This is a genomic window from Prauserella shujinwangii (genome assembly GCF_003001955.1).
Classification (GTDB): domain Bacteria; phylum Actinomycetota; class Actinomycetes; order Mycobacteriales; family Pseudonocardiaceae; genus Qaidamihabitans; species Qaidamihabitans shujinwangii.
The window spans coordinates 39,342-61,625 of sequence record NZ_PVNH01000004.1 but is presented as its reverse complement, the minus strand read 5'-3'; the positions used below and the strand labels follow the sequence as shown (position 1 = coordinate 61,625).

23 protein-coding genes and 1 riboswitch are annotated in these 22,284 nt (G+C 76.0%); of the genes, 10 read left to right on the top strand and 13 right to left on the bottom strand.

Going from position 1 to position 22,284, the window contains the following annotated elements; all coding sequences use genetic code 11:
* The first annotated feature begins 167 nt into the window (after nucleotides 1-167).
* A complete protein-coding gene (locus B0I33_RS10060; RefSeq protein ID WP_106178349.1) occupies nucleotides 168-383 on the top strand; it encodes a CbtB domain-containing protein in 216 nt (71 codons plus the stop codon).
* 12 nt (nucleotides 384-395) lie between these two features.
* Nucleotides 396-1,181, top strand: a complete 786-nt coding sequence (locus tag B0I33_RS10055) for a CbtA family protein (protein WP_106178348.1) — start codon at nucleotides 396-398, stop codon at nucleotides 1,179-1,181.
* On the opposite strand, the gene B0I33_RS10050 is transcribed toward B0I33_RS10055, so the two are convergent.
* Nucleotides 1,172-2,110 (bottom strand): cobalamin biosynthesis protein, encoded by a 939-nt coding sequence (locus tag B0I33_RS10050; protein ID WP_245900573.1) that lies wholly within the window; start codon nucleotides 2,108-2,110, stop codon nucleotides 1,172-1,174. The two genes, B0I33_RS10055 and B0I33_RS10050, sit on opposite strands and share 10 nt — an antisense overlap.
* A gap of 36 nt (nucleotides 2,111-2,146) precedes the next feature.
* Here B0I33_RS10050 and B0I33_RS10045 point away from each other — a divergent pair, with 36 nt between their 5' ends.
* From B0I33_RS10045 to B0I33_RS10035, 3 genes are read left to right on the top strand one after another with little or no spacing between them, the layout of a single operon-like run.
* Nucleotides 2,147-2,773 (top strand): bifunctional adenosylcobinamide kinase/adenosylcobinamide-phosphate guanylyltransferase, encoded by a 627-nt coding sequence (locus B0I33_RS10045; RefSeq protein ID WP_106178346.1) that lies wholly within the window; start codon nucleotides 2,147-2,149, stop codon nucleotides 2,771-2,773.
* A 10-nt stretch (nucleotides 2,774-2,783) separates the two neighbouring features.
* Nucleotides 2,784-3,809, top strand: coding sequence for a nicotinate-nucleotide--dimethylbenzimidazole phosphoribosyltransferase (cobT, locus tag B0I33_RS10040; RefSeq protein WP_106178345.1), 1,026 nt, complete (start codon nucleotides 2,784-2,786; stop codon nucleotides 3,807-3,809).
* Nucleotides 3,810-3,837: 28 nt separating this feature from the next.
* On the top strand, nucleotides 3,838-4,569 hold the full coding sequence (locus tag B0I33_RS10035) for an adenosylcobinamide-GDP ribazoletransferase (RefSeq protein WP_106178852.1): 732 nt from the start codon (nucleotides 3,838-3,840) through the stop codon (nucleotides 4,567-4,569).
* Here B0I33_RS10035 and B0I33_RS30190 read toward each other — a convergent pair.
* Both B0I33_RS30190 and B0I33_RS30875 read right to left on the bottom strand, forming a co-directional pair.
* Entirely contained in the window at nucleotides 4,566-4,817 is a 252-nt protein-coding gene (locus B0I33_RS30190; RefSeq protein ID WP_219927174.1) for a hypothetical protein, read from the bottom strand. The genes B0I33_RS10035 and B0I33_RS30190 overlap by 4 nt on opposite strands.
* The gene (locus B0I33_RS30875; protein WP_219927173.1) at nucleotides 4,775-5,068 is read right to left on the bottom strand and encodes a VOC family protein; all 294 of its coding nucleotides are present in this window, start codon (nucleotides 5,066-5,068) and stop codon (nucleotides 4,775-4,777) included. Before B0I33_RS30875 ends, B0I33_RS30190 begins: the two co-directional genes overlap by 43 nt.
* A 50-nt stretch (nucleotides 5,069-5,118) precedes the next feature.
* On the opposite strand from B0I33_RS30875, the gene B0I33_RS10025 reads away from it, so the two are divergent.
* Nucleotides 5,119-5,760 carry a helix-turn-helix domain-containing protein gene (locus tag B0I33_RS10025; RefSeq protein WP_106178344.1) on the top strand — a complete coding sequence of 214 codons (642 nt, stop codon included), beginning with the start codon at nucleotides 5,119-5,121 and terminating at the stop codon, nucleotides 5,758-5,760.
* 12 nt (nucleotides 5,761-5,772) lie between these two features.
* On the opposite strand, the gene cobC is transcribed toward B0I33_RS10025, so the two are convergent.
* From cobC to B0I33_RS10005, 4 genes are all read right to left on the bottom strand, one after another.
* Nucleotides 5,773-6,798 carry an Rv2231c family histidinol phosphate aminotransferase CobC gene (gene cobC / locus B0I33_RS10020; RefSeq protein WP_106178343.1) on the bottom strand — a complete coding sequence of 342 codons (1,026 nt, stop codon included), beginning with the start codon at nucleotides 6,796-6,798 and terminating at the stop codon, nucleotides 5,773-5,775.
* Nucleotides 6,799-6,800: 2 nt separating this feature from the next.
* Nucleotides 6,801-8,156 (bottom strand): cobyrinic acid a,c-diamide synthase CobB, encoded by a 1,356-nt coding sequence (locus B0I33_RS10015; protein WP_106178342.1) that lies wholly within the window; start codon nucleotides 8,154-8,156, stop codon nucleotides 6,801-6,803.
* Nucleotides 8,157-8,160: 4 nt separating this feature from the next.
* Nucleotides 8,161-8,775 (bottom strand): cob(I)yrinic acid a,c-diamide adenosyltransferase, encoded by a 615-nt coding sequence (cobO, locus tag B0I33_RS10010; protein ID WP_106178341.1) that lies wholly within the window; start codon nucleotides 8,773-8,775, stop codon nucleotides 8,161-8,163.
* 149 nt (nucleotides 8,776-8,924) lie between these two features.
* Nucleotides 8,925-10,970, bottom strand: a complete 2,046-nt coding sequence (locus tag B0I33_RS10005; protein ID WP_106178850.1) for a putative cobaltochelatase — start codon at nucleotides 10,968-10,970, stop codon at nucleotides 8,925-8,927.
* Nucleotides 10,971-11,034: 64 nt separating this feature from the next.
* Nucleotides 11,035-11,126: riboswitch (adenosylcobalamin (AdoCbl) riboswitch) on the bottom strand.
* A 42-nt stretch (nucleotides 11,127-11,168) separates the two neighbouring features.
* Here B0I33_RS10005 and cbiE point away from each other — a divergent pair.
* Complete coding sequence (gene cbiE, locus B0I33_RS10000) at nucleotides 11,169-12,410, top strand: precorrin-6y C5,15-methyltransferase (decarboxylating) subunit CbiE (RefSeq protein WP_106178340.1); 1,242 nt, start codon at nucleotides 11,169-11,171, stop codon at nucleotides 12,408-12,410.
* The gene (cobM, locus tag B0I33_RS09995; RefSeq protein ID WP_106178849.1) at nucleotides 12,407-13,159 is read left to right on the top strand and encodes a precorrin-4 C(11)-methyltransferase; all 753 of its coding nucleotides are present in this window, start codon (nucleotides 12,407-12,409) and stop codon (nucleotides 13,157-13,159) included. The genes cbiE and cobM overlap by 4 nt, the downstream gene beginning before the upstream one ends.
* Nucleotides 13,160-13,183: 24 nt before the next feature.
* On the opposite strand, the gene B0I33_RS09990 is transcribed toward cobM, so the two are convergent.
* From B0I33_RS09990 to B0I33_RS09980, 3 genes are read right to left on the bottom strand one after another with little or no spacing between them, the layout of a single operon-like run.
* Nucleotides 13,184-14,284, bottom strand: coding sequence for a cobalt-precorrin-5B (C(1))-methyltransferase (locus B0I33_RS09990; protein WP_106178339.1), 1,101 nt, complete (start codon nucleotides 14,282-14,284; stop codon nucleotides 13,184-13,186).
* A 16-nt stretch (nucleotides 14,285-14,300) separates the two neighbouring features.
* Nucleotides 14,301-14,609 carry a type II toxin-antitoxin system PemK/MazF family toxin gene (locus tag B0I33_RS09985; RefSeq protein WP_106178338.1) on the bottom strand — a complete coding sequence of 103 codons (309 nt, stop codon included), beginning with the start codon at nucleotides 14,607-14,609 and terminating at the stop codon, nucleotides 14,301-14,303.
* Nucleotides 14,609-14,848 carry a YlcI/YnfO family protein gene (locus tag B0I33_RS09980; protein WP_106178337.1) on the bottom strand — a complete coding sequence of 80 codons (240 nt, stop codon included), beginning with the start codon at nucleotides 14,846-14,848 and terminating at the stop codon, nucleotides 14,609-14,611. The genes B0I33_RS09985 and B0I33_RS09980 overlap by 1 nt, the downstream gene beginning before the upstream one ends.
* Nucleotides 14,849-14,914: 66 nt before the next feature.
* Between B0I33_RS09980 and B0I33_RS09975 the strand changes: the two genes are divergently transcribed.
* Both B0I33_RS09975 and B0I33_RS09970 read left to right on the top strand, forming a co-directional pair.
* Nucleotides 14,915-15,685, top strand: a complete 771-nt coding sequence (locus tag B0I33_RS09975; RefSeq protein WP_181193242.1) for a cobalt-precorrin-6A reductase — start codon at nucleotides 14,915-14,917, stop codon at nucleotides 15,683-15,685.
* 42 nt (nucleotides 15,686-15,727) lie between these two features.
* The gene (locus B0I33_RS09970) at nucleotides 15,728-18,895 is read left to right on the top strand and encodes an arabinosyltransferase domain-containing protein (RefSeq protein WP_106178336.1); all 3,168 of its coding nucleotides are present in this window, start codon (nucleotides 15,728-15,730) and stop codon (nucleotides 18,893-18,895) included.
* A 77-nt stretch (nucleotides 18,896-18,972) separates the two neighbouring features.
* On the opposite strand, the gene B0I33_RS09965 is transcribed toward B0I33_RS09970, so the two are convergent.
* From B0I33_RS09965 to cobG, 3 genes are read right to left on the bottom strand one after another with little or no spacing between them, the layout of a single operon-like run.
* Entirely contained in the window at nucleotides 18,973-20,439 is a 1,467-nt protein-coding gene (locus tag B0I33_RS09965; protein WP_245900627.1) for a precorrin-2 C(20)-methyltransferase, read from the bottom strand.
* 50 nt (nucleotides 20,440-20,489) lie between these two features.
* Nucleotides 20,490-21,119: a precorrin-8X methylmutase gene (locus tag B0I33_RS09960; RefSeq protein WP_106178334.1), complete on the bottom strand. Its 630-nt coding sequence runs from the start codon at nucleotides 21,117-21,119 to the stop codon at nucleotides 20,490-20,492.
* Nucleotides 21,116-22,252, bottom strand: a complete 1,137-nt coding sequence (gene cobG, locus B0I33_RS09955) for a precorrin-3B synthase (protein WP_146147480.1) — start codon at nucleotides 22,250-22,252, stop codon at nucleotides 21,116-21,118. The genes B0I33_RS09960 and cobG overlap by 4 nt, the downstream gene beginning before the upstream one ends.
* Nucleotides 22,253-22,284: the final 32 nt, after the last annotated feature.

Sequence of the window (22,284 nt, the reverse complement as noted above, 5' to 3'; positions counted from 1 at the left end):
GACTCGGGTTGCGCGGCGAACTTATGCTCGACCGGCTACGCGACGACGGCCGGAAGCCGGTGAGAAGCCGCACGGTCGCGCCACTGTAACCGAGCCCGCTCGGGAGTCAGACCCGCCGTCGTCGCCACCGTTCCAGCTGGGTCGCGCACTACCCGAGGAGGTTCCCGATGTCGCAGCCGACGATCGCCGCGCCGCATCCCGTCCAGATCCGTATTCCCCTCCGCGAGATCGTGCCGTGGGCGATCTTCGCCGGCATCCTGTCCCTCGTCGTGCTGTTCTTCGTCACGACCGAGGCCGGTGCGGTGGAGCTGCTGTCCACGGGCGGCCTGGTGCACGAGTTCCTGCACGACGGGCGGCACCTGCTCGCCTTCCCCTGCCACTGACGGCGGGGCGCGATGATGAGGACCCTGTTGGTCCGCGGAATGCTCGCGGGCCTGCTCGCCGGTGTGCTCGCGACCGTGTTCGCGTACTTCTTCGGTGAGCCTTCGGTCAATGTCGCGATCGGACTCGAGGAGTCGGCGCCCGCCGCACACGAGGGCCACGAAGGGCACGCCGGGCACGCGGAGGGGCACGCTCACGGGCACGGCGAGGAGGCGGTGGTCAGCCGCGACCTGCAGAGCACGGTCGGCCTGTTCACCGGCGTCGCCGCATACGGCCTGGCGGTGGGCGGCCTGTTCGCGATCGCGTTCGCACTCGTCCAGGGCCGCGTCGGCACGTTGCGGCCCCGGCTGACCTCGGCGCTGCTCGCCGCGGGCGCGTTCGTGGTCGTGGTGCTGGTGCCGTTCCTGAAGTACCCGGCCAACCCGCCCGCCGTCGGCTCGTCCGGCACGATCGGCGACCGCACGGCGCTGTACTTCGCGTTCCTCGCGCTGTCGGTGCTGTGCGCCATCGTCGCCGTGATCGCCGGGCGGATGCTCGCCGACCGGCTCGGCGCGTGGCCGGGCGGGCTGCTGGCCTGCGGCGGCTACCTGGTGGCGGTCGCGGTGTCCGCCGCGCTGCTGCCCGTCGTCGACGAGGTGGGCGACTTCCCCGCCACCACGCTGTGGACGTTCCGCACCGCGTCCCTGGGCACCCAGGTGGTGCTGTGGGCGACGCTGGGTCTCGCCTTCGGCACGCTCGCCGAGCGGGTGCTGCGGGAGCGGCCGCCCGCCACCGCGCCCGAACCGGCGGGTCAGCGATAGCGGGCCAGCGCCGCGGCCGCGGCCAGCGCGGCGAGCCCCACCACCCGCGACAGCCGGACCGACCGGCGCAGGTCGGCCGTGCCCGGCGCTGGGCCGTCACCGAGGGTGCCGCGGTCCTCGGCCCGGCCCGCGTAGCTGTTCGTGCCCCCGAGCCGGACGCCCAGCGCCCCGGCGAACGCGGCCTCGACCGGGCCGGCGTTCGGGCTCGGGTGCCTGCCCGCGTCACGGCGCCACGCCCGCCAGGCCAGCGCCGGGCGGCCGCCGACCAGCGGCGCGGCCAGCACCGCCGCCGCGGCGCTGAACCGGGCGGGCACCACGTTGACCACGTCGTCGGCGCGCGCGGCGGCCCAGCCGAACCGCTCGTGCCGGGGCGTGCGGTGCCCGACCATCGCGTCCAGTGTGTTGAGCGCGCGGTAGCCGAGCAGCCCGGGGATCCCGGCGAGGCCGCCCCACACGAGCGGGGCGACGACCGCGTCGGAGGTGTTCTCCGCGATCGACTCGGTGGCGGCGCGGGCCAGCCCGTCCGGGCCGAGCGAGGTGGCGTCGCGCCCGCACAGGTGGGACAGCCGCGCCCGGGCGGCGGGCACGTCGCCCGCGTCGAGCAGCCGGGCCATCTCCGCGCCCTCGGCGGCGAGGCCCCGGCCACCGAGCACGGTCCACGTCGCGAGCGCGGTGACCGCGAACCGGGCGAGCGGCCGGTCCCGCGTCGCCGCCTGCAGCGCGATCCCCGCACCGGCGGCCGCGCCCGCACAGACCCCGGCGTGGACCGCGCCGCGGGCGCGCGAGTCGGCCCACAACCCGCGCTCGACCGCACCGGCCGCCCGGCCGAACCACGCGACCGGATGGGCCCTGCGGGGATCGCCGACGATCAGATCGGCGGCATAACCTGCGATGATCCCGGCGGCCGTGAGGTCTTTGCGATCAGGCACAGCGCGAACCCTAATCGGTGGGCAAGAATGCCCCGCATGATGAACGATCGGAGGCGGCGGCTGGCCGATCTCGCGGCGGGCAGGCTGGAGACGGCGGCCGCCCTGCTGCGCCGGTACGGGCGCCGCGGCGAGGGCCATGGCCGCGTGCTGGTCCTGGGCGGGGTCCGCTCGGGCAAGTCCCGGCACGCCGAACAGCTGATGTCCCGCCACAACCACGTCGTGTACGTCGCCGCCGGGCTGCCACCCAGCGCGGACGATCCCGAATGGGCCGCGCGGGTGGCGGCGCACCGCGCCCGCAGGCCGCCGCACTGGCGGACGGTCGAGACGGACGACCTGACGGGGACGCTCCGCGAGCTGACCACCCCGGTGCTCATCGACTGCCTGGGCACGTGGGTGAGCCGCGTGCTCGACGAGGTCGGCGCCTGGCAGCAGGAGGACGGCTGGCAGGAGCGGGTCGACGAGCGGCTGCAGGCGTTCGTCGACACGTGGCGCGCCACGACCGTGCCCGTGGTGGCGGTGAGCAACGAGGTGGGCAGCGGCGTGGTGCCGCCGACCCCGGCGGGGCGCATCTTCCGCGACGTGCTCGGGTCGCTGAACACGGCGGTGGCCGCCGAGTCGCACAGCGTGCGGCTGGTGGTGGCCGGGCGCGTCATCCACATCTAGAGGAGGACAGGTGACGTTCGAGATACCGGAGCCGGACGAGCGGGCGCGGTCCGCCGCGCGGGAGCGGCTCGACGGGCTGGTGAAACCGCTCGGCTCCCTCGGCAGGCTGGAGGAGCTGGCGGCGTGGCTGTGCGCGGCGCACGGCGCCGTGCCGCCGCGCCCGCTCGACGACGTGCGGGTGGTGGTGTTCGCGGGCGACCACGGCGTCGCCGCGTCCGGTGTCTCGGCGTACCCCCGGGAGATCACGGCGGCGATGGTCCGCGTGTTCCTCGCCGGGACCAGCGGTGTCAACGTGCTCGCCGAGCAGGTCGGGGCACGGGTGCGGGTGCTGGACATCGCGGTGGACGGCGACCTGTCCGATGTGCCCGCCGAGGTCAGGGCCCACCGGGTCCGCGCGGGGTCGGGCGCGATCGACCGGAGCGACGCGCTGGGGCCGGATGAGGCGCGCCGGGCGTTCGACACGGGCCGCGCGATCGCCGACGAGGAGCTCGACTCCGGCGCCGACCTGCTGATCCCCGGTGACATGGGCATCGGGAACACGACGGTGGCCGCGGCGCTCGTGGCCGGTGCGCTGGGGCTGCCCGCCGACGACGTGGTGGGCACCGGCACCGGCGTGGACGAGGCGGGCCGGGCCCGCAAGGTCACGGTGGTGGCGGCGGCGCTCGCGCGCGCCGGTGCGCGGGTGAGCGACCCGTTCGACCTGCTCACCGCGCTGGGCAGCGCGTGCGCGGCGGCGACGGCCGGGTTCCTGGTGCGGTCGGCGGAGCGCGGGGTGCCGGTGCTGCTCGACGGCGTGTTCTCCGGGGCGGCGGCGCTCGTCGCGCGGGAGATCGCGCCGGGTGCGCAGCGGTGGTGGCTGGCCGGGCACCGCTCCACCGAGCCGTCGCAGGCCTACGCGCTCAAGGCGCTCGGGCTGGAGCCGATCCTGGACCTCGGGCTGCGGCTCGGCGAGGGCAGCGGGGCCGTGCAGGCGGTGCCGGTGCTGCGCAACGCGCGTGCCGTGCTCGCCGGGATGGGTTCGCTGGCCGACCTGTGAGCATCGGGTGAGGCTCGACGCCCTGCGGATGGCGCTGGGCACGCTGACCGCGCTGCCCGTGCCGCCGCCGCGCACGGTCGACCGCCGCGTGGCGGGTGGCGCGATGGTGCTGGGTCCGGTGGCGGCCGCGCCGCTGGCCGCGCTCGCCGGGCTGGTCGTGCTGGGCGGCACCGCGGCCGGGCTGCCCGCGCTGGCCACGGCCGGGCTCGCGGTGGGTGCGGTCGCGCTGGGCAGCCGGGGCCTGCACCTGGACGGGCTCGCCGACACGGCCGACGGGCTGTCCGCCTCCTACGACCGCGAGCGGGCGCTGGAGATCATGCGGCGCGGCGACGCCGGGCCCGCGGGCGTGGCCGCGCTGGTCCTCGTGCTGCTCGTGCAGTGCGCGGCGCTGGCCGGCGCGGTGGTGGCGGGGCACGGGGTCGCCGCGGCCGTTCTCGGGGTGGTCGCCGGACGCTCGGTGCTGCCGCTGTGCTGCGCGCGCGGGATCCCACCCGCCCGGCCGGAGGGGCTGGGCGCGGCGGTCGCGGGGGCCGTCCCCCTGCCGCTGGCGCTGGGGGTGCCTGCCGCGGTGGCGGCGCTGGCCGCGCTGACGCCGGGGCTGCCGTGGTGGCGCGGCCCGCTCGCCGTGCTGGCGGGCTGTGCCGTCGCGGGCCTGCTGCTGGCGCGCTGTGCGCGCAGGCTCGGCGGCGGCACCGGCGACGTGCTCGGCGCCTGCGTCGAGGTGGCCACCGCCGCGGCCTGGCTGGTCATCGCGGGCTAGCCGGAATCACCCGCGGCGAGCTCGGCGGCACGGCGCTCGGCGGCCGCCCTCGGGTCGTCGACCCGCAGCACCTCGCCGGACCCGGGTTCGGTGTGGTGCTCGACCGTGTAGAAGCGCACCTCGTGCCCGTCGGGATCGTGCAGCAGCGGCAGGATCCAGCCGATCGTCGCGAAGTGCACCCCGGCATGGTCCTCGCCGAGCTCCGTCAGCCGCGCGGCCAGCGCCTCGAGGGCGGCCCGGTCCGGCACGCCGATCGCGAAGTAGTCGAAACCGGCCGCGGCGGCGGCGCGCTCCGGGTCGAGCCGCAGGCCGAGGTCCGGACCGCCCCCGGGGGGTGGCGCAGGCCGACACCCTTGCGTATCCCGTCCTCGGTGAACTCGACCTGGAGGCGGTAACCGAGCCGGGACCGGTACCACTCCAGCGACCGCGCGAGGTCGGAGACCGGCAGCTTCAGATGGTGGACCCCGGCGAGCGCCGGGACGTCGGCCGGACCGGTCATGACGACCTCCTTGCAGTCGAACTGCAACAGATGCAGTTATACTGCAACCGATGCCCGGGAAAGTCAACGGACGAACCACGCTGCGCGACGCCCAGGTCGCGGAGACCGAGCGGCGGATCATCGCGGCCGCCACACCCCTGTTCGCCGCCCACGGCTACACGGCGACCTCGCTCACCGAGGTCGCCCGCGCGGCGGGAGTCGGGGCCAGGACCGTCTACGTCCGTTTCGGCACGAAAGCCGCGCTGTTCAACCGGGTGGTCGAGACGGCCATCGTGGGCGACACCGCGCCGGTCGCCCTCCTCGACCGCGACGTCGCCGTCCCGGTGCGCACCGCTCCGACGGCGGCCGAGCGGATCGCGGCGGCCGCGGCGGTGAACCGCGGGATCATGGAGCGCACCGGCCCGCTGTTCGCGGCCGCCAGGGAGGCCGAACCGGCGGCCCCGGAGGTCGCCGCGCTGTTCGCCAGGGGACGCGAGCAGACCCGCGCCGCCCAGCGGGAGTTCTGGACGCGGCTGCGGGCCGACCGCCTGCTCCCGCCCGGCGCGGACCTGGACTGGCTGACCGACACCGCCGCCGTGCTGTGCGGCGCCGACACCTACCTGCTGGTCACCCGCATGTACGGCTGGGACCTCGGCACCTACCAGGCCTGGCTGGAGACGACCCTGCGCAACCTGGCCGCCGTCCCCGCGTGAGCCGCGCCGCGGCTACCCGCCCACGAGCGGGGCCAGCGCGGCCAGGAAGGCTCGGGTCGTGGCGGGGTCGCGGACGGCGAGGCGCAGCCAGTCCGGGCCCAGCCCGGGGAAGGTGTCCCCCCGGCGCACCGCGTACCCTGCCTCCCGCAGCGCGAGCCGTACCCGCGCCGCCCCGGGCAGCCGCACCAGCACGAACGGCGCCCTCGGCTCCCCCGCCACCTCGACGCCCAGCTCGCGCAGCCCGGCGACCAGCACCGCCCGGTCCCGCTCGGCGGTCCGGGCCAGGCCCTCGGCCTGGGCCACCGCGTCCCGGCCGCTGCACGCCGCCATCGCCACCGCCGCGGGCGTCGACACCGACCACGGCGGCTGCACCGCCCGCAGCCGCGCCACGACCTCCGGCTCGGCCAGCACGTATCCGGCCCGCAACCCGGCGATCCCCCACGTCTTCGTCAGGCTGCGCACCACGACCGCACCCGGCAGCCGCTCACCGGCCAGGCTCTCCGGCTCGCCGGGCACCGCGTCGAGGAACGCCTCGTCCACCACCACGACCCGGCCCGGCCGCAGCAGCCCGCGCAGGACCGGCGCCGGGTGCAGCACGGAGGTCGGGTTCGTCGGGTTGCCGACGAACACCAGGTCCGCCTCGGCGGGCACCAGGCCGGCGTCGAGGACGAACCCGGCGGAGGCGGGCAGCAGCACCCGGTGCACCGGGTGCCCCGCCCCGCGCAGCGCCGCCTCCGGTTCGGTGAACTGCGGGTGCACCACCACCGCGTGGCGCGGGCGGAACGCGGTCGCCAGCAGCGTGAACGCCTCCGCGGCACCGGCGGTGGGCAGGACGTCGGCGGGAGCGCGGCCGTGCCGCCGCGCGATCGCCTCCGCCGCCGCCCGCGCGTCGGGGTAGGCCGCGAGGTCGGCGAGGCAGCCGGCGAGCTCGGCGCGCAGCCAGTCCGGTGGCGCGGCGAGGCGCACGTTCACCGCCAGGTCGACCAGCCCGTCCCCGACCTCGCGGTCGCCGTGGTGGTCCAGGTCGTACGCGGGCACGGTCAGCCACCCGGCACGAGTTCGTGCCGGTGCACGGCCGCCGCGAACCGGTTCGCCAGCTCCGGGTGCCCGGCCCAGTGCACGTGCAGGTACGACGCGTGCAGGGTCGGCGTGGCGAAGCCCTCGCCCTCCCCGTCCCACGTCCACGCCGGGGCCGGGCCGTGCCGCGGCTCCACGATCGTGCGGTGGAACTCGTGCCCGGTCACCCGGGTGCCCGCACCGGCCAGCACGTTGGCCGACGGCGCGGTGGCCGTCCGGTAGCCGAGCGCGCCCCGCTCGGTCATCCGGGCGGTGGCGTCGAGCGCACCGACCATCGGCAGCCCGTCCAGCTCCCGGCACAGGTACAGCAGCCCGGCGCACTCGGCGCTGACCGGCATGCCCCGCCCGATCGCGGCCGCGACCTCCTCGCGCAGCACCACGTTCGCCGAGATGGCCTGGGCGTGCACCTCGGGGAAGCCGCCGCCGAAGTACAGGCCGGCGCACCCCCGCGGCAGCACGCGGTCGCCCATCGGGTCGAGGTCCACGACGTCGACCCCGGCGGCGTCGAGCAGCTCGGCCGTCTCGGTGTAGCGGAAGGTGAACGCCTGCCCGCCCGCGGCGGCCACCACGGCGCGCCGGGCGGCGGGCCGCACGTGGTCGCGCGGGTTCCACCCGGGCCCGGTCAGCGGCGGCGCCGTGCGGGCGACCCGCTCGACGGCCGCGAGGTCGACGCCCCCGGCCACCCACTCGGCAAGGCGGGGCAGCACGGCCCGCGACTCGGCGAGCCGCTCCCCCGCCGGGACCAGCCCGAGGTGCCTGCTCGGCGCGTGGATGTCGGGGGTGCGGCGCAGCGCGCCGAGCACGGGAATGCCGGTCGGCGCCAGCGCGGCACGGATCTCGTCCTCGTGCCGCTGCGAACCGAGCTTGTTGAGGATGACTCCGGCCAGGTTGACGCGCGGGTCGTAGTGCGCGAACCCGTACACCACCGCGGCCACGCTGCGGCTGGCCGCGCCCGCGTCCACCACGAGCACCACCGGGGCGTCCACGAGCCGCGCGACGTGCGCGGTGGACGCGTAGCCCTCGGTGCCGAGCGCGCCGTCGAACAGTCCCATCACACCCTCGATCACCGCGAGCTCGGCGGTGCGGGCGCCGTGCCGCAGCAGCGGCACCACCCGGTCCTCGCCCTGCAGGAACGGGTCGAGGTTGCGGGCGGGCAGACCGGTGGCCAGCGCGTGGTAGCTGGGGTCGATGAAGTCCGGGCCGACCTTGTGCCCGGAGACCCGCGTCCCGCGGGCCCGCAGCGCGGCCATCAGCCCGGTCGCGACCGTCGTCTTCCCGTGCCCGGAGCCGGGTGCGGCGATGACCAGCCGGGCTACCACGCCGTCACCATTCGATACCCCGCTGGCCCTTCTGCCCGGCGTCCATCGGGTGCTTGACCTTGGTGCTCTCCGCGACCAGGTCGGCGGCCTCGATCAGGGCGTCCGGCGCGTTGCGGCCGGTGATCACGACGTGCTGCCTGCCCGGCCGTTCCCGCAGCGCCGTCACGACCTCGTCCGTGTCCAGCCAGCCCCAGTGCAGCGGGTAGGTGAACTCGTCGAGCACGTAGAAGTCGTGCCGCTCGGCGGCGAGCCTGCGGCGGATCTCGGCCCAGCCCTCGCGGGCGTTGGCGGCGTGGTCGTCCTCGGTGCCGCGTTTGCGGGACCAGCTCCAGCCCTCGCCCATCTTGTGCCACTCGACGGGCCCGCCCTGGCCGGTGCACTCGTGCAGCTCGCCGAGCGCGCGGAACGCGGCCTCCTCGCCAACACGCCACTTGGCCGACTTCACGAACTGGAAGACCCCGATCGACCAGCCCTGGTTCCACGCCCGCAGCGCCATCCCGAACGCCGCCGTGGACTTGCCCTTCATCGGTCCGGTGTGGACGGCGAGCACCGGGCGGTTGCGCCGCTGGCGGGTGGTCAGGCCGTCGTCGGGCACGACCTCCGGCTTCCCCTTCGGCATCAGGCGGCCCTCCCCGCGCGCGGCGCTCCCCAATGTGGCATTGGTGGCGTTGGACGCAACCAATGCGGCATCCGGTGCGCCGAACGCAACCAAAGTGGCATTGGGGAGCCTTGCCGGGTGCTCGTGGCGGCTGTGGTCGCTGTCGTCATTCAGGCGGCCCTCCGTTTCACTTCGTGGGCGAGCGCGTCGGCCGCCACCTCACCGAGCGGGACGTGCTCGCCGCCGAGCCGCCGCGCCAGCGTGGCGGCGAGGCCGAGGCGCATCCGGCCGCTCTCGCAGTCCATCACCACGCTGGTCACGCCGGTCGCGGCGAGCAGGTCGGCCGCCGCGTGCGAGCGGGCGACCGCGTCGTTTCCGCTGGTGGCCCTGCCGTCGGTGACGACCACCAGCAGCGGCCGCCGCCTCGGGTCGCGCAGGGCCTCCACGCGCAGCACCTCCGCCGCCCGCAGCAGCCCTTCCGCCAGCGGCGTCCGCCCGCCGGTCGGCAGCGACTCCAGCCGCGCGGCCGCCGCGTCGACGCTGATCGTGGGCGGCAGGGCCACCTCGGCCTCGCGGCCACGGAACGTCACCAGACCCACCTTGTCCCGGCGCTGGTAGGCGTCGAGCAGCAGCGACAGCACGGCCGACTTCACCTCACGCATCCGCGCCCGCGCGCCCATCGAGCCGGACGCGTCCACGCAGAAGAGCACGAGGTTGCCCTCCTTGCCCTCGCGACGGGCGTAGCGCAGGTCACCCGGCCGCAACACCAGGCCGGGTCCCCGGCGGCCCCGCGCCCGCTGGTGTGGCGCCGCCGCGCGCACGGTCGCGGGCAGGTGCGGCGCGCCGGAGCCGCGGTCGCCGTGCGGCCGGACCCCCACCGTGCGCCCGCTGTCGGTCTCCGCACGGGACCGGCGGCCGCGCGCGCCCATGCCGGTGCCGCCGACCGTGAACAGCCGGGCGCGGTACGGCCTGCCCGCGCCCACCTGGCGCCGCTCACCCGCACCGCCGTGTCCGCCGTCCGCGTCACCGTGTCCGCCGTCCGCGTCACCGTGTCCGCCGTCCGCGTCACCGTGTCCGCGATCCGCGTCACCGTGTCCGCGATCCGCGTCACCGGTACCGGGGTCCTCCCCCTCGCCGGGCGCCGGACCCCCGGAACCGGGGCCGTCCGGACCGTCGGGCCCGTCGTCCGGCGGCACCGGATCCGGCGGCTCGGCGTCCCGCAGGGCCTGCTCCAGCTCCTCGGAGTCGATGCCGGGCGCGTCGAACGGGTTGCGGCGGCGGCGGTGCGGCAGCGCCAGCCGGGCGGCGACCCGGACGTCGTCGGTGGTCACGCTGTCCCGCCCGGCCCACGCGGCGTGCGCGACGGCGGTGCGGGCGGTCACGATGTCGGCGCGCATCCCGTCCACCTCGAACGCCGCGCACACCTCGGCGATCTGGCGCAGCGCGTCGTCGGTGAGCCGCACCGAGGGCAGCCTGCGCCGCGCGGCGTCGATGTCGGCAGCGAGGCGCCGCTCGTCGTCGGCGTAGCCGCCGGCGAACCCCTCCGGGTCCGCCTCGTAGGCGAGCCTGCGCCGCACGATCTCCATCCGCTCGGCGGGTTCGCGGCTGGACGACACCTCCACGGTGAGCCCGAACCGGTCGAGCAGCTGCGGCCGCAGCTCGCCCTCCTCGGGGTTCATCGTGCCGATCAGCACGAACCGGGCGGCGTGGGAGACGGAGACCCCCTCCCGCTCGATCGTGGCGCGGCCCATCGCCGCCGCGTCCAGCAGCGTGTCCACGAGGTGGTCGTGCAGGAGGTTGACCTCGTCGACGTACAGCAGCCCGCGGTGCGCACCGGCGAGCAGGCCGGGCTGGAAGTCGGTCACCCCGTCGCCCAGCGCCCGCTCCAGGTCCAGCGAGCCCACCACGCGATCCTCGGCGGCGCCCACCGGCAGCTCGACCAGCCGGGCGGGGCGCCGGTGGCCGGGCGCGCCGTCGGGGTGCGGCCCGTCCGGGCACGCCGGGTCGGGGTCGGCGGGGTCGCAGGAGAACCGGCAGCCATCGACCACGTCCACGCCGGGCAGCAACCCGGCGAGCGCCCGGACCATCGTGGATTTCGCGGTGCCCTTCTCGCCCCGCACCAGCACGCCGCCCACGGCGGGCGAGATGGCGGAGAGCACGAGCGCGAGCCGGAGGTCCGGCATTCCGACGACCGCCGAGAACGGGTACGGCCGCAACGCCATGCGTTCAACTCCTCTGCTCGGGTGGGTGTCCGCGCCCACTCCTCGACAGCATGTCCACGACGGGCGCCGAAGCTCTGACTCCCGGTCGTGCGCGACCGGTCACAGTGGCGGGACCGTCCCGGATTCACACCGGGTTCCACGGCGGCCGTCCGGCAGATCATCGCACACGCCGGGCGGCCCCCGGGGGCGACAATGCGCACACCCGGTACGCACGGGCCGTGCCGCTGGCTACCGTGCGCTGCTGTGACTATCGCCGTGGTCGGAATCGGCGCCGACGGCTGGGACGGCCTCCCGCCGCCGGCACGGGCGGAGATCGAGGCCGCCGAGGTGCTCTTCGGCGGGCGCAGGCAGCTGGACCTGGTGCCCGCGACCGGTGCCGCGAAGGTGCCCTGGCCGAGCCCGCTGCTGCCCGCGCTCGACGGCCTGCTCGCCGAGCACGCCGGCCGCCGGATCTGCGTGCTGGCCAGCGGGGACCCGCTGCTGTCGGGCATCGGCACGACGCTCGTCCGGCGGCTCGGCGCCGACCGGGTGCGGATCGTGCCCGCGCTGTCGTCGGTGACCCTGGCCAGGGCCCGGCTGGGCTGGCCCGCGGAGGACACCGAGGTGGTGAGCCTCGTCGGCCGGGACGTCCACCGGGTGCTGCGGGCGGTCGCCCCGGGCAGGCACGTGCTCGTGCTCAGCGCGGGCGCCACCACACCCGCCGAGGTGGCCGCGTTGCTGACCGGCGCCGGGTTCGGCGCGAGCGGGCTCACGGTGCTGGAGGAGCTCGGCGGGCCGGACGAGCGTGTCCGCACCGGGGTTGCCCGGGACTGGCCGCATCCCCGGTGTGCCGGCCTCAACGTGCTCGCGATCGACTGCGCGGGCCCGCGGACGCTCCCCCTGCTGCCGGGCCTGCCGGACGAGGCGTTCGAGCACGACGGCCAGCTGACGAAGCGGGACGTGCGCGCCGGCAGCCTCGCCCGCCTGGCCCCCGCACCGGGGGAGCTGCTGTGGGACGTCGGCGCCGGGGCGGGCAGCGTGGCGATCGAATGGTGCCGGGCGCATCCGGCCAACCGCGCCGTGGCGATCGAGTCGCGCCCCGAGCGGGCGGCGCGGATCCAGCGCAACGCCGCCCGGCTCGGCGTGCCCGACCTGCGCGTGGTCACCGGCACCGCGCCGGAGGCGCTGGCGGACCTGCCCGCGCCGGATGCCGTGTTCGTCGGCGGCGGGGTCGGCGGGCCGGGACTGCTGGAGCGCTGCTGGGCCGCGCTCGGGCCCGGCGGCAGGCTCGTCGCCAACGCCGTGACCCTGGAGGGCGAGCGCGCCCTCGCCGCCGCCTACGCCGAGCACGGCGGCGAGCTGATCCGGCTCGCCGTCGAGCACGCCGCCCCGCTGGGCGGCTACACCGGCTGGACCCCCGCCCGCACCGTGACGCAGTGGAGCAGGAGCAGATGACCGTGCATTTCATCGGCGCCGGACCGGGCGCCGCCGACCTCATCACCGTGCGCGGGCAGCGGTTGCTCGCCCGCTGCCAGGTGTGCCTGTACCCGGGCAGCCTGACCCCGGTCGACCTGCTGGCGCACTGCCCGCCGGGGGCGCGGCTGGTGGACACCGCCGACCGCACGCTCGACGAGATCGTGGCCGAGCTGGTGGCCGCGCACGAGGCGGGGCACGACGTCGCCCGCCTGTGCTCGGGCGACCCGGCCGTCTACAGCGCGGTGGCCGAGCAGATGCGGAGGCTGGACGCGGCCGGGGTGCCGTACGACGTGACGCCGGGGGTGCCCGCGTTCGCGGCGGCCGCGGCGGTGCTGAAGCGGGAGCTGACCGTGCCGACCGTGGGGCAGAGCCTCGTGCTCACGCGGGCGCAGGCACGCTCGACGTCGATGCCGGAGGGCGAGACGCTGGCCGCGTTCGGCGCGACCGGCGCGACCCTGGCGCTGCACCTGGCCGTGAACCGCGTCGAGCAGGTGGTGGCGGAACTGCTGCCGCACTACGGCGAGGACTGCCCGGCCGCGGTGGTGGCGGAGGCGAGCCAGCCGGGCGAGCGGGTGCTGCGCGGCACGCTCGGCGACATCGCGGCGCGGGTGCGCGCGGAGGGCGTCCGCAGGGCGGCGCTGATCTTCGTGGGCCGGGTGCTGGCCGCCGAGAACTACCCGGACAGCTTCCTGTACTCGGCGGACCGACCGCGTACGCCTCGTGAGTGAGGAACGTGGTTCTAACCACGTTCCTCACTCACGAGGCCACGCGGTCGGTGCCCGGCCCACGATGGTGCCCGCGCGGTCGACCACCACGATGTCCACGTCCACCGGCGCGCCGCCGAGCACGTCGAGCGCGGTGTGCCGGGCCCGCTCCGCGACGAGGTCGCCCAGCGGCACCCCGTCCGCCGTCGCCAGCTCCAGCGCGTGCAGTGCCGTGTTGGCCTCCCCGATCGCCCCGGCCAGCCGCTCGTGCCCTGCCTCCGCGGCCAGGCCGGCCAGCAGCCGCAGATCCACCTGGGACCGCTTCGAGTGCAGGTCGAGGTGACCGGCCGCGAGCTTCGACAGCTTCGCGAACCCGCCCGCGAGGGTCAGCCGGGGCACCGGGTGACGGCGCAGGTACTTGAGCACCGCGCCCGCGAAGTCGCCCATGTCGAGCAGCGCGCTCTCCGGCAGCCCGTACAGCTCGGCCACGACACGCTCCGACGTGCTGCCCACCGCGCCCGCGACGTGCCGCAGCCCCATCGCCCGCGCCACGTCGACCCCGCGGCGGATGGAGTCGATCCACGCCGAGCACGAGTACGGCACCACCACCCCGGTCGTGCCCAGCACGGAGAGCCCGCCGACGATGCCGAGCCTCGGGTTCCAGGTGTGCCGCGCCAGCTCCTCGCCGTCGGGGATGGAGATCTCCACCACGACGTCCACAGCGCCACCGGAGCCACCGGAGCCGTGCTCGGCCGCGACCCGCTCCACGGCCTCGGCCATCAGCCGCCGGGGCACCGGGTTGATGGCGGGCTCTCCCACCGCGAGCGGGAGCCCCGGCCGGGTGACGGTGCCCACGCCGGTCCCGGCGCGGAAGGTGACCCCGCTGCCCGGCGGCCCCGCCGTCACGGTGGACACGATCAGCGCGCCGTGGGTCACGTCCGGGTCGTCGCCCGCGTCCTTGATCACCCCCGCGCTGGCGGAACCCGGTTCCAGCCGCTCGGTGGCGAGCGCGAACGACGGGCGCCTGCCCTTCGGCAACCGGACCTCGACCGGGTCGGGGAACTCGCCGGTGAGCAGCGCCGTGTACGCGGCCGTGGTGGCCGCGGTGGCACACGCGCCGGTGGTCCAGCCGTATCGGAGCTCGGTCACGGGTCCTCGGAAGACGTCAGGAGCGGGGTTCGAGATCGAAGGCGAGCTCGATGGCCCTGGCCAGATCGGCTTCCTGGCTGGTGAGCAGGAACCCGATCTGCCCGCCGAGGTCGCGCTTCGGGATGGTCTGGATGTTGTCGCAGCTGACGACACTGTCGTGGGCCAGCCCGTTGGCCTTCCCGACCGGCACCTCCGTGGAGAGGCCCCGGATCGTGGTCGTGATCGGCGCGACGGTCACCCTGGTCAGGTGCGGCCGGACCAGTTCCCGGGTCAGGACGAGAACCGGCCGGACCTTGTCCAGCCGCGCCGTGTGGATCGGCCGCATCAGTCGAGGTCGTCCAGCGGGGTCCGGGCGGCGTGCTCGGCGAGACCGGCCAGCTCGTCCGGCTCCGTGGCGGTGCGGCTCAGCAGCTCGATGTCACGTTCGGCGAGGATACGCCTGCGCTCGTGCTCCAGGGCGCGCGCCACGAGGTCGGCCCTGCTGGCGGCCCTGCCCTCGCCGACGACCTCGTCGACGAACGACACCAGCTCGTCGGGAAGGCGCACCGCGATCTGCCTGGTCATACCACCATGGTACCCGCGGCGGGATGCGGATCGGGACCGCTGTGCGTGCGGCCTACCATCACTCCCATGGCGCGACCCCTGCCCGCCGTGAGCGCGAACCGCTGCGTGCTCGTGCTCGGCGGCACCTCCGAGGCGCGGGCGCTGGCGTCCGCGCTGGTCAGCCGGGGAGTCCGCGTGGTGTCCTCGCTCGCGGGGCGCGTCGCGGCGCCCCGGCTGCCCGAGGGCGAGGTGCGGGTCGGCGGGTTCGGCGGTCCGGCCGGGCTGGCCCGGTGGCTCACCGAGCACGGAGCCGCCGCCGTGGTGGACGCCACCCACCCGTTCGCCGAGCGCATCAGCGACTCCGCGGCCGTGGCCAGCAGGGACAGCGGGGTGCCGCTGCTCCGCCTGGAACGGCCCGGCTGGTCGCAGGGACCGGGCGACGACTGGCACTGGGCCCGCTCCCTCCCCGAGGCCGCCGATCTGCTCCCCGGACTGGGTGAACGCGTCTTCCTCACCAGTGGCAGGCAGGGCCTGTCCGCCTTCGCCGGGCTGTCCCGGCTGTGGTTCCTGGCGCGCTGCGTGGACCCGCCGGAGCCGCCGCTGCCGCCACGCCTGGAGATCCTGCTCAGCCGGGGCCCCTACGAGGTCGCCGGGGAGCGGGAGCTGATGCTCCGGCACCACATCGACGTGCTGGTGACCAAGGACAGCGGCGGCGCGATGACCGAGGCGAAGCTCGTGGCGGCGCGGGAGCTCGGGCTGCCGGTGGTGGTCGTCCGCAGGCCCGTGCGTCCCGCGGGGCACACGGTGACGAGTGTCGACGAGGCGCTCATCGTGACACTCGAATGGCTTAATCGTTAGCCCATTGAGACCTACTCTCCGCGTGCCGCTAGGTTGACGGCGATGCGGCTCGGCACGTCAACTCGTTCAGCGGTCCCCGAACCGGCCTCCCCCTCCGCCGTCGCGGCGACGGGCGGGCGCACGGAGCGGCACCGGCTGGCCAGACGGCTCACCGTCGTGCTGGGACTGCTCGCGGCGGCCTGCGCGCTCGCGTTCCCGTTCCTTCCGGTGGTGCAGGACACCGCCCGCATCACCTGGCCGGTCGGCGGCGACACCGGGCAGGTGAACGCCCCGCTCGCCGGGTACTGGGCCCAGGACCTGCGCGCCGACCTGCCGTGTGCGACGGTCCGCTCGGCCGACGCGCGCACGCCGGGCCCCGCGCTGCTGTTCTCCACGGTTCCCGCACCGAGGGCCGAGGACGGCGCGGGCCTGCAGCTGCAGGTGGACGACGGGCTGTTGCTCGCCTCCAACCGCGGCGAGCAGATCGCCAGGCAACCGCTGCCCGCCACCGGGTGCGACGTCGCGTTCCACTCGACCGCCACCCGCACCACGCTCGCGGTCGGCGGCATCCCCGTGTTCGACGCCGGTGACGACGTGCGGCCCCGGGTGATCGGCATCTACTCCGGGATCGAAGGCGGGAAGGATCCCACCGCCGGGCTGTCGGTGTCGATCACGCCCGACACCCGCTACCAGTCCTCGCCCACGGTGCTCAAGGTCGCCGTGAGCGTGCTCGGCGCGCTCGCGCTGGCCGGGTGCCTGTTCGCGGTCAACCGGCTCGACGCGGGGGTGGCCCGGCGGGCGCCCCGCTGGGCGCCGATCGGCTGGTGGCGGCTGACCGGCCGCGACCTCACGGTGTTCGCCGCGCTGGGCGCGTGGGTGTTCATCGGGCCGGTGACCTCGGACGACGGTTACATCCTCACGATGTCCCGGGTGGCCGAGGAGGCCGGCTACCTCACCAACTACCACCGCTGGTTCGGGGTCGCGGAGGCGCCCTTCGGCTGGTTCTACCACGTCTACCAGCTGATGACGCACGTCAGCGTGGCGCCGCCGTGGATCCGGCTGCCCTCGTTCCTGCTCGGGGTGCTCAGCTGGCTGCTGATCAGCCGGGAGGTGCTGCCCCGGCTCGGCAAGGAGGTCCGCACGAGCCGCGCGGCGGGCTGGGCCGCCGCGACCGTCTTCCTCGTCTGGTGGATGCCGTTCAACAACGGTGTGCGCCCCGAGCCGGTGGCCGCGGTGGGTTCCCTGCTCGCGCTGTGCGCCGTGGAACGGGCCCTCGTGACGCGCAGGCTGCTGCCGCTGTGCCTGGGGCTGCTGGCCGCCGCGTTCACGCTCGCCGCCACGCCGACCGGGCTCATCGCGGTGGCGCCGTTCCTGGTGGCGGCGCGACCGCTGTTCCAGCTGCTGCGGCAGCGCGCACGGCCGGGCGGCTGGGTCCCGGTGCTGGCGCCGATCGTGGCGTCCGGCCTGCTGGTGCTGTTCGTGGTGTTCGCCGACCAGACGTTCGCGACCGTCAGCGACGCCACGCGGCTGCGCAACCAGGTGGGCCCGAGCCTGTCCTGGTTCGAGGAACTCAAGCGGTACGAGCTGCTGTTCAGCCCCAGCCCGGACGGTTCGGCGACCCGCCGGTTCCCCGTGCTGCTGCTGATCCTGTGCACGGGCACCTGTCTGGTGGTGTTGCTGCGCCGGGGCCGCATCCCGGGCGCGGCCCTCGGCCCCAGCCGCAGGCTCATCGCCACGGTGGCGCTGTTCTTCCTGCTGCTCGCGCTGACGCCCACGAAATGGACCCACCACTTCGGCGCGTTCGCCGCCGTCGGCGCCGCGATGGCCGCCCTCACGGCGCTGGCCACCAGCTCCTCGGTGCTCCGGTCGAAACGCAACCGCGCCGCGTTCGTGTCCGGGCTGCTCGTGGTGGCCGCGCTCGCGACGACCGGCCCGAACGCGTACTGGTTCGTCTCCAAGATGGGGGTGCCCTGGTACGACATACCGCCCCAGCTCGGGGGCGTCGCGCTGTCCACGCTCCTGCTCGCGGCCGCGGCGCTGGCCGCGGTCATCGCGTTCGTCGAGAACGTCCGCGCGCAGCGGCCCGGTGCGCCGCCGCCGCTGCCGGAGCGCCGCGGGCTCGCGCTGTGGCGCGGCTCGGTGGCGATCGTGGTCGTGTGCGGCCTCGTCGCGGCGTTCGAGTTCACCAGCATGGCCAAGGCGATCGCGGAGCAGTCGGGCACCTACAGCCTCGGCGCGGCGAACGTCGAGCAGGTGTTCGGCGGCGGCTGCGGGCTGGGCGACCACGTGATGGTGGAACGGGACCCGATCGCCAGCGTGCTCACCCCGCTGCCCGCGGGGCGGCAGCGGACGGTGCCCGAGCGGCGGGAGACCGAGCAGGCGCTGCCGTCGGCGGAACGGGGCAACGGCCGGATCCGGGCCGGCTTCCACACCGGCGCGTCGCTCACCGGCGACCCGCTCGCGGAACCGCCGCACGGGTTCACGCCCGGCACGGTGCCGATGTGGAGCAGCTACGACGAGACGGGCAACCCCACGGGCAGGCTGCGCACCGAATGGTTCGGTCTCGGCCGGCGAAGCGGCGGTGCGCAGCTGGTCGTCGCGGTGGCCGCGCCCGCGGCCAAGGCCACCAGCGTCGAGGTGCAGTACGGCGAGCCCACACCCGGCGGGTTCCGGATCACGGACAGCGCCCCGGCGCTCGCCCAGGGCTCGGGCTCCGGCGGCTGGCAGGACGTGCGGCTGCGGCTGGACGGCGTTCCCGAGGCGGCCACCGCGGTGCGGGTCGTGGCCACCGACGACGACCTCACCGAGGACGGGTGGGTCGCCGCCACCGCCCCGCGCGTGCCGACGTTCACCACGCTCAGCGAGAAGGTCGGTGACCGGCCCGTCTACATGGACTGGCCGACCTCGTTCGTGTACCCGTGCCTGGACCCGATGAAGATCCGGGACGGCATCGCCGAGGTGCCCGCGTTCCGGCTCACCGCGGGACCGCTCGCCCCGGAGGCGAACTGGGCGAGCGAGCGCGGCGGCGGGCCGCTCGGCTACCTGGAGGAGCTGGCCGACCAGCCGGAGGTGCCGAGCTTCCTGGCCGGCGCCCCCGGCCGCCCGTGGGGCACGCTGCTGGCGGTCCAGCCGTACGCCGAAGGCAGCCCGCCCCGCGTCGTGCGCGGCCAGCAGGTACTCCCCGGCTGGCGCTCCCCCGCCCCCATCCCCAGCCAACCCGGCAACACCTGACCCCGGCCCACCGGAGCAGTGAAGGCCACCTTCAGTGCGTTCAACGCAGTGAAGGTGGCCTTCACTGCCGGTCACGGTCAGTCGTAGCGGCGGGGGGTCCAGACGACGCGGGTGCCGTCCGGCTGCTCCCGGACCCGGGTGCGTGACGAGCCGACGATGAGCAGGCAGCGCATGTCCACGGTGGCCGGGTCGAACTCGCCGAGGGCCTCCACGCGCACCGACTCGTCGGGCCCGCCGACGTCCCGCGCGATCACCACCGGCGTCGTGGCCGGGCGGTGCCGCAGCAGCACGTCCCGCGCCGACGCGAGCTGCGTGGTGCGGCTGCGGGAGGCGGGGTTGTAGACGGCCACGACGAGGTCCGCCTCGCCCGCCGCCGTGAGCCTGCGCTCGATGACCTCCCACGGCTTGAGCCGGTCGGACAGGGAGACCACGCAGTAGTCGTGCCCCAGCGGCGCGCCCACCCGCGCCGCGGCGGCCTGCGCGGCCGTCACCCCGGGCAGCACCCGCACCGAGACGTCCGCGTACTCGGGCCGCTCGGCCTGCTCCAGCACCGCCGAGCCCATCGCGAAGACCCCCGGGTCGCCCGACGACACGACGGCGACCCTGGCCCCGCCGCGCGCCAGGTCCAGCGCCTCGACGGCCCGCTCGGCCTCCACCCGGTTGCCCGACGCGTGCCGCCGCTGGCCCGCGCGCTGCGGCACCCTGGCCAGGTAGGGGCCGTAGCCGACGAGGTGGTCCGCTCCGGCGAGCGCGGACTCGGCCTCCGGCGTCAGCCACTCCGGCCCCGCGGGCCCGAGACCCACCACCACGACCTCGCCGCCCCCGGCGGGCTCCCCGCCCGCCTGCCCCGGTCCCGGCTCGTCCGCCGTGCGCGCGGCGTAGGCCGGGCTCGGCACCACCGCCAGCGAGAAGTACGGCACGCTCTCCGGATCCACCTCGTCGAACGGCTGCACCCGCTGCGCCCGCCACGTCGCCCGCTCGACGTAGAACGCCTCCTCGAGCCTGCCGGACTCGGCGAGGGCGTCGCGGACGGAGCCGAACGTGCGGCCCAGCTTCAGCACCGCCGCCGCCTCCGTGTCCGCCAGCCTGCGGGCCAGCTCGGGGGCGGGCAGCGTGCCCGGCAGCACGGTCAGCACCTCGTCCCGCTGCACGAGCGGCCTGCCGAGCACGGCAGACGCCGCGCTCACCGACGTCACGCCGGGCACCACGTGCGCCTCGTACCGGTCGGCGAGCCGCTCGTGCATGTACATGTAGGAGCCGTAGAAGAACGGGTCGCCCTCGCACAGCAGCACCACGTCCCGGCCCGCGTCGAGGTGCTCGGCGAGCCGCTTGGCCGACAGCTCGTAGAACTCGGTGATCGCGCCCTCGTACCCGCCGGGATGGTCGGTGGTCTCCGTGGTGACCGGGTACATCAGCCGCTCTTCCAGCTGGCCCGCACGCAGGTACGGCTCGGCCACCGAGCGCGCGATGCTGCGCCCGTGCCGCGCGCAGTGGTAGGCGATCACGTCGGCCGCGCCGATCAGCCGGGCCGCCTTGACGGTCATCAGCTCGGGGTCACCGGGACCCAGGCCGACGCCGTACAGCGTGCCGGTGCTCACGACACCTCCTCCTTCGACGCGATCGCGTTCACCGCGGCCACCGCCATGGCGCTGCCCCCGCGCCTGCCGCGCACCGCGAGGTACGGCGCCGGTGCCCGCGCGATCAGCTCGTCCTTCGACTCCACCGCGCCGACGAAACCGACCGGGACGCCGATGATCGCTGCCGGGGCGCCGACACCCTCGTCCAGCAGTTCGAGCAGCCGGAACAGCGCCGTCGGTGCGTTGCCGATCGCCACCACCGAGCCGGGCAGCCGGTCGCGCCACAGTTCCAGGGCGGCGGCCGAGCGGGTGGTGCCCATCCGCTCGGCCAGCCCGGGCACACGGTCGTCGGACAGCGTGCACACCACGTCGTTACCCGCGGGCAGCCGCCTGCGCGTGACCCCGCTGGCGATCATCCGCGCGTCGCACAGCACCGGCGCGCCGGACTCCAGCGCCGCCCGCCCGGCCTCCACGACCTCCAGCGTGTACGCCAGATCGTCGACGAGATCGACCATCCCGCAGGCGTGGATCATCCGCACCGCCACCCCGGCGATGTCGTCGGGCAGGATCGCCAGGTCGGCCTCCTCCCGGATCGTGGCGAACGAGTGGCGGTAGATCTCCGCTCCGTCCCGGATGTAGTCGATCACTGCCTTCCCTTCAGTTGTTCGGCCAGTTCCGCCGTCGGCGTCCACACGCCGTCGACCCGGTAGCCGTCGCGCTCGGCGACGATGTCGGCGTGCGGGCCGCGGGGCCGCCCGCACCGCCGCTCGCAGCCGGAGAAATGCGCGGGCACCGCGCGCGGCAGGGCGCCGAGCACGGCGTGGGCGTCGCCGCGCACGTCGGCGTGCGACCTGGCGCAGCCCGGCCGCCCCGCGCACGCGCTCACGGCCGCCGCGGGGTGCGCCGGGTCGGTGACCAGCCCGGTTCCGGCGAGAGTCGGCACCGCGGTCCCGGGCAGCACGAGCGTGCGCCACGGCGTGACGACCAGCGCCGGGCAGAGCCCGGCCAGCGTCCGCAGCACCGCCGCGGGGACGTGCCCGAACGGCGGCGCGGCCACCACGGCCGCGCCGTGCGGGCCGACCGGCGGGGGACCGGACGACGGCAGGTCGGCGGGTGTCCCGCGCGCCGCCAGCGGTCGCACGGCGGCGGCCAGGGGTGCGGGGTCGATCTCGCGGACCCGCCAGGCGCCGTCCCGGACGTGTTCGAACGCGACGGCCGCCTCGACGAGCGCGGCGACGGCGCGCCCGGCTGCCACGCGCAGCCCCGTGTCGCGGCCGTCCAGCAGCAGCGCGCCGGTGCCGGGCGTCACCGCACGCCAGCACACGTCGGGCCGCTCCCCGGCCACGTCGCCGCGCCCGTCGTCGAGCGCGAACAGGAACCTGCCGGGCAGCCGCGCGAGCTCGGGCCGGGCGCACACGGCCCGGTCGAGGGCGCCGACCAGCGGCCGGACGTCGGCGAGCCCGCCGTGCAGGCCGGACAGCGGTGAGCCGAGGATGTTGCGGACGCGCTCGTGTTCCGGAGCGGGCAGCAACCCGGCCGAGGACAGCGCACGGACCAGCGCGGCCTCGTCGCGCACGGCGCGCAGCTGCAGGTTGGCCCGCGACGTGAGATGGATCGCACCGTCCCCGAGCTCCTCGGCGCAGCTCGCCACGGCCAGCGCCTGCGCCCGGGTCAGGACGCCGCCGGGCAGCCGGATCCTGGCCAGTGGCCCGTCGGCGGCGTCGTGCGTCGCCATGACGCCGGGGCAGGCGTCGACGCGGGTCCGGGGCGGCACAGGCACCCCGACAGGGTAAGGCCCCACCCGCCGCACTC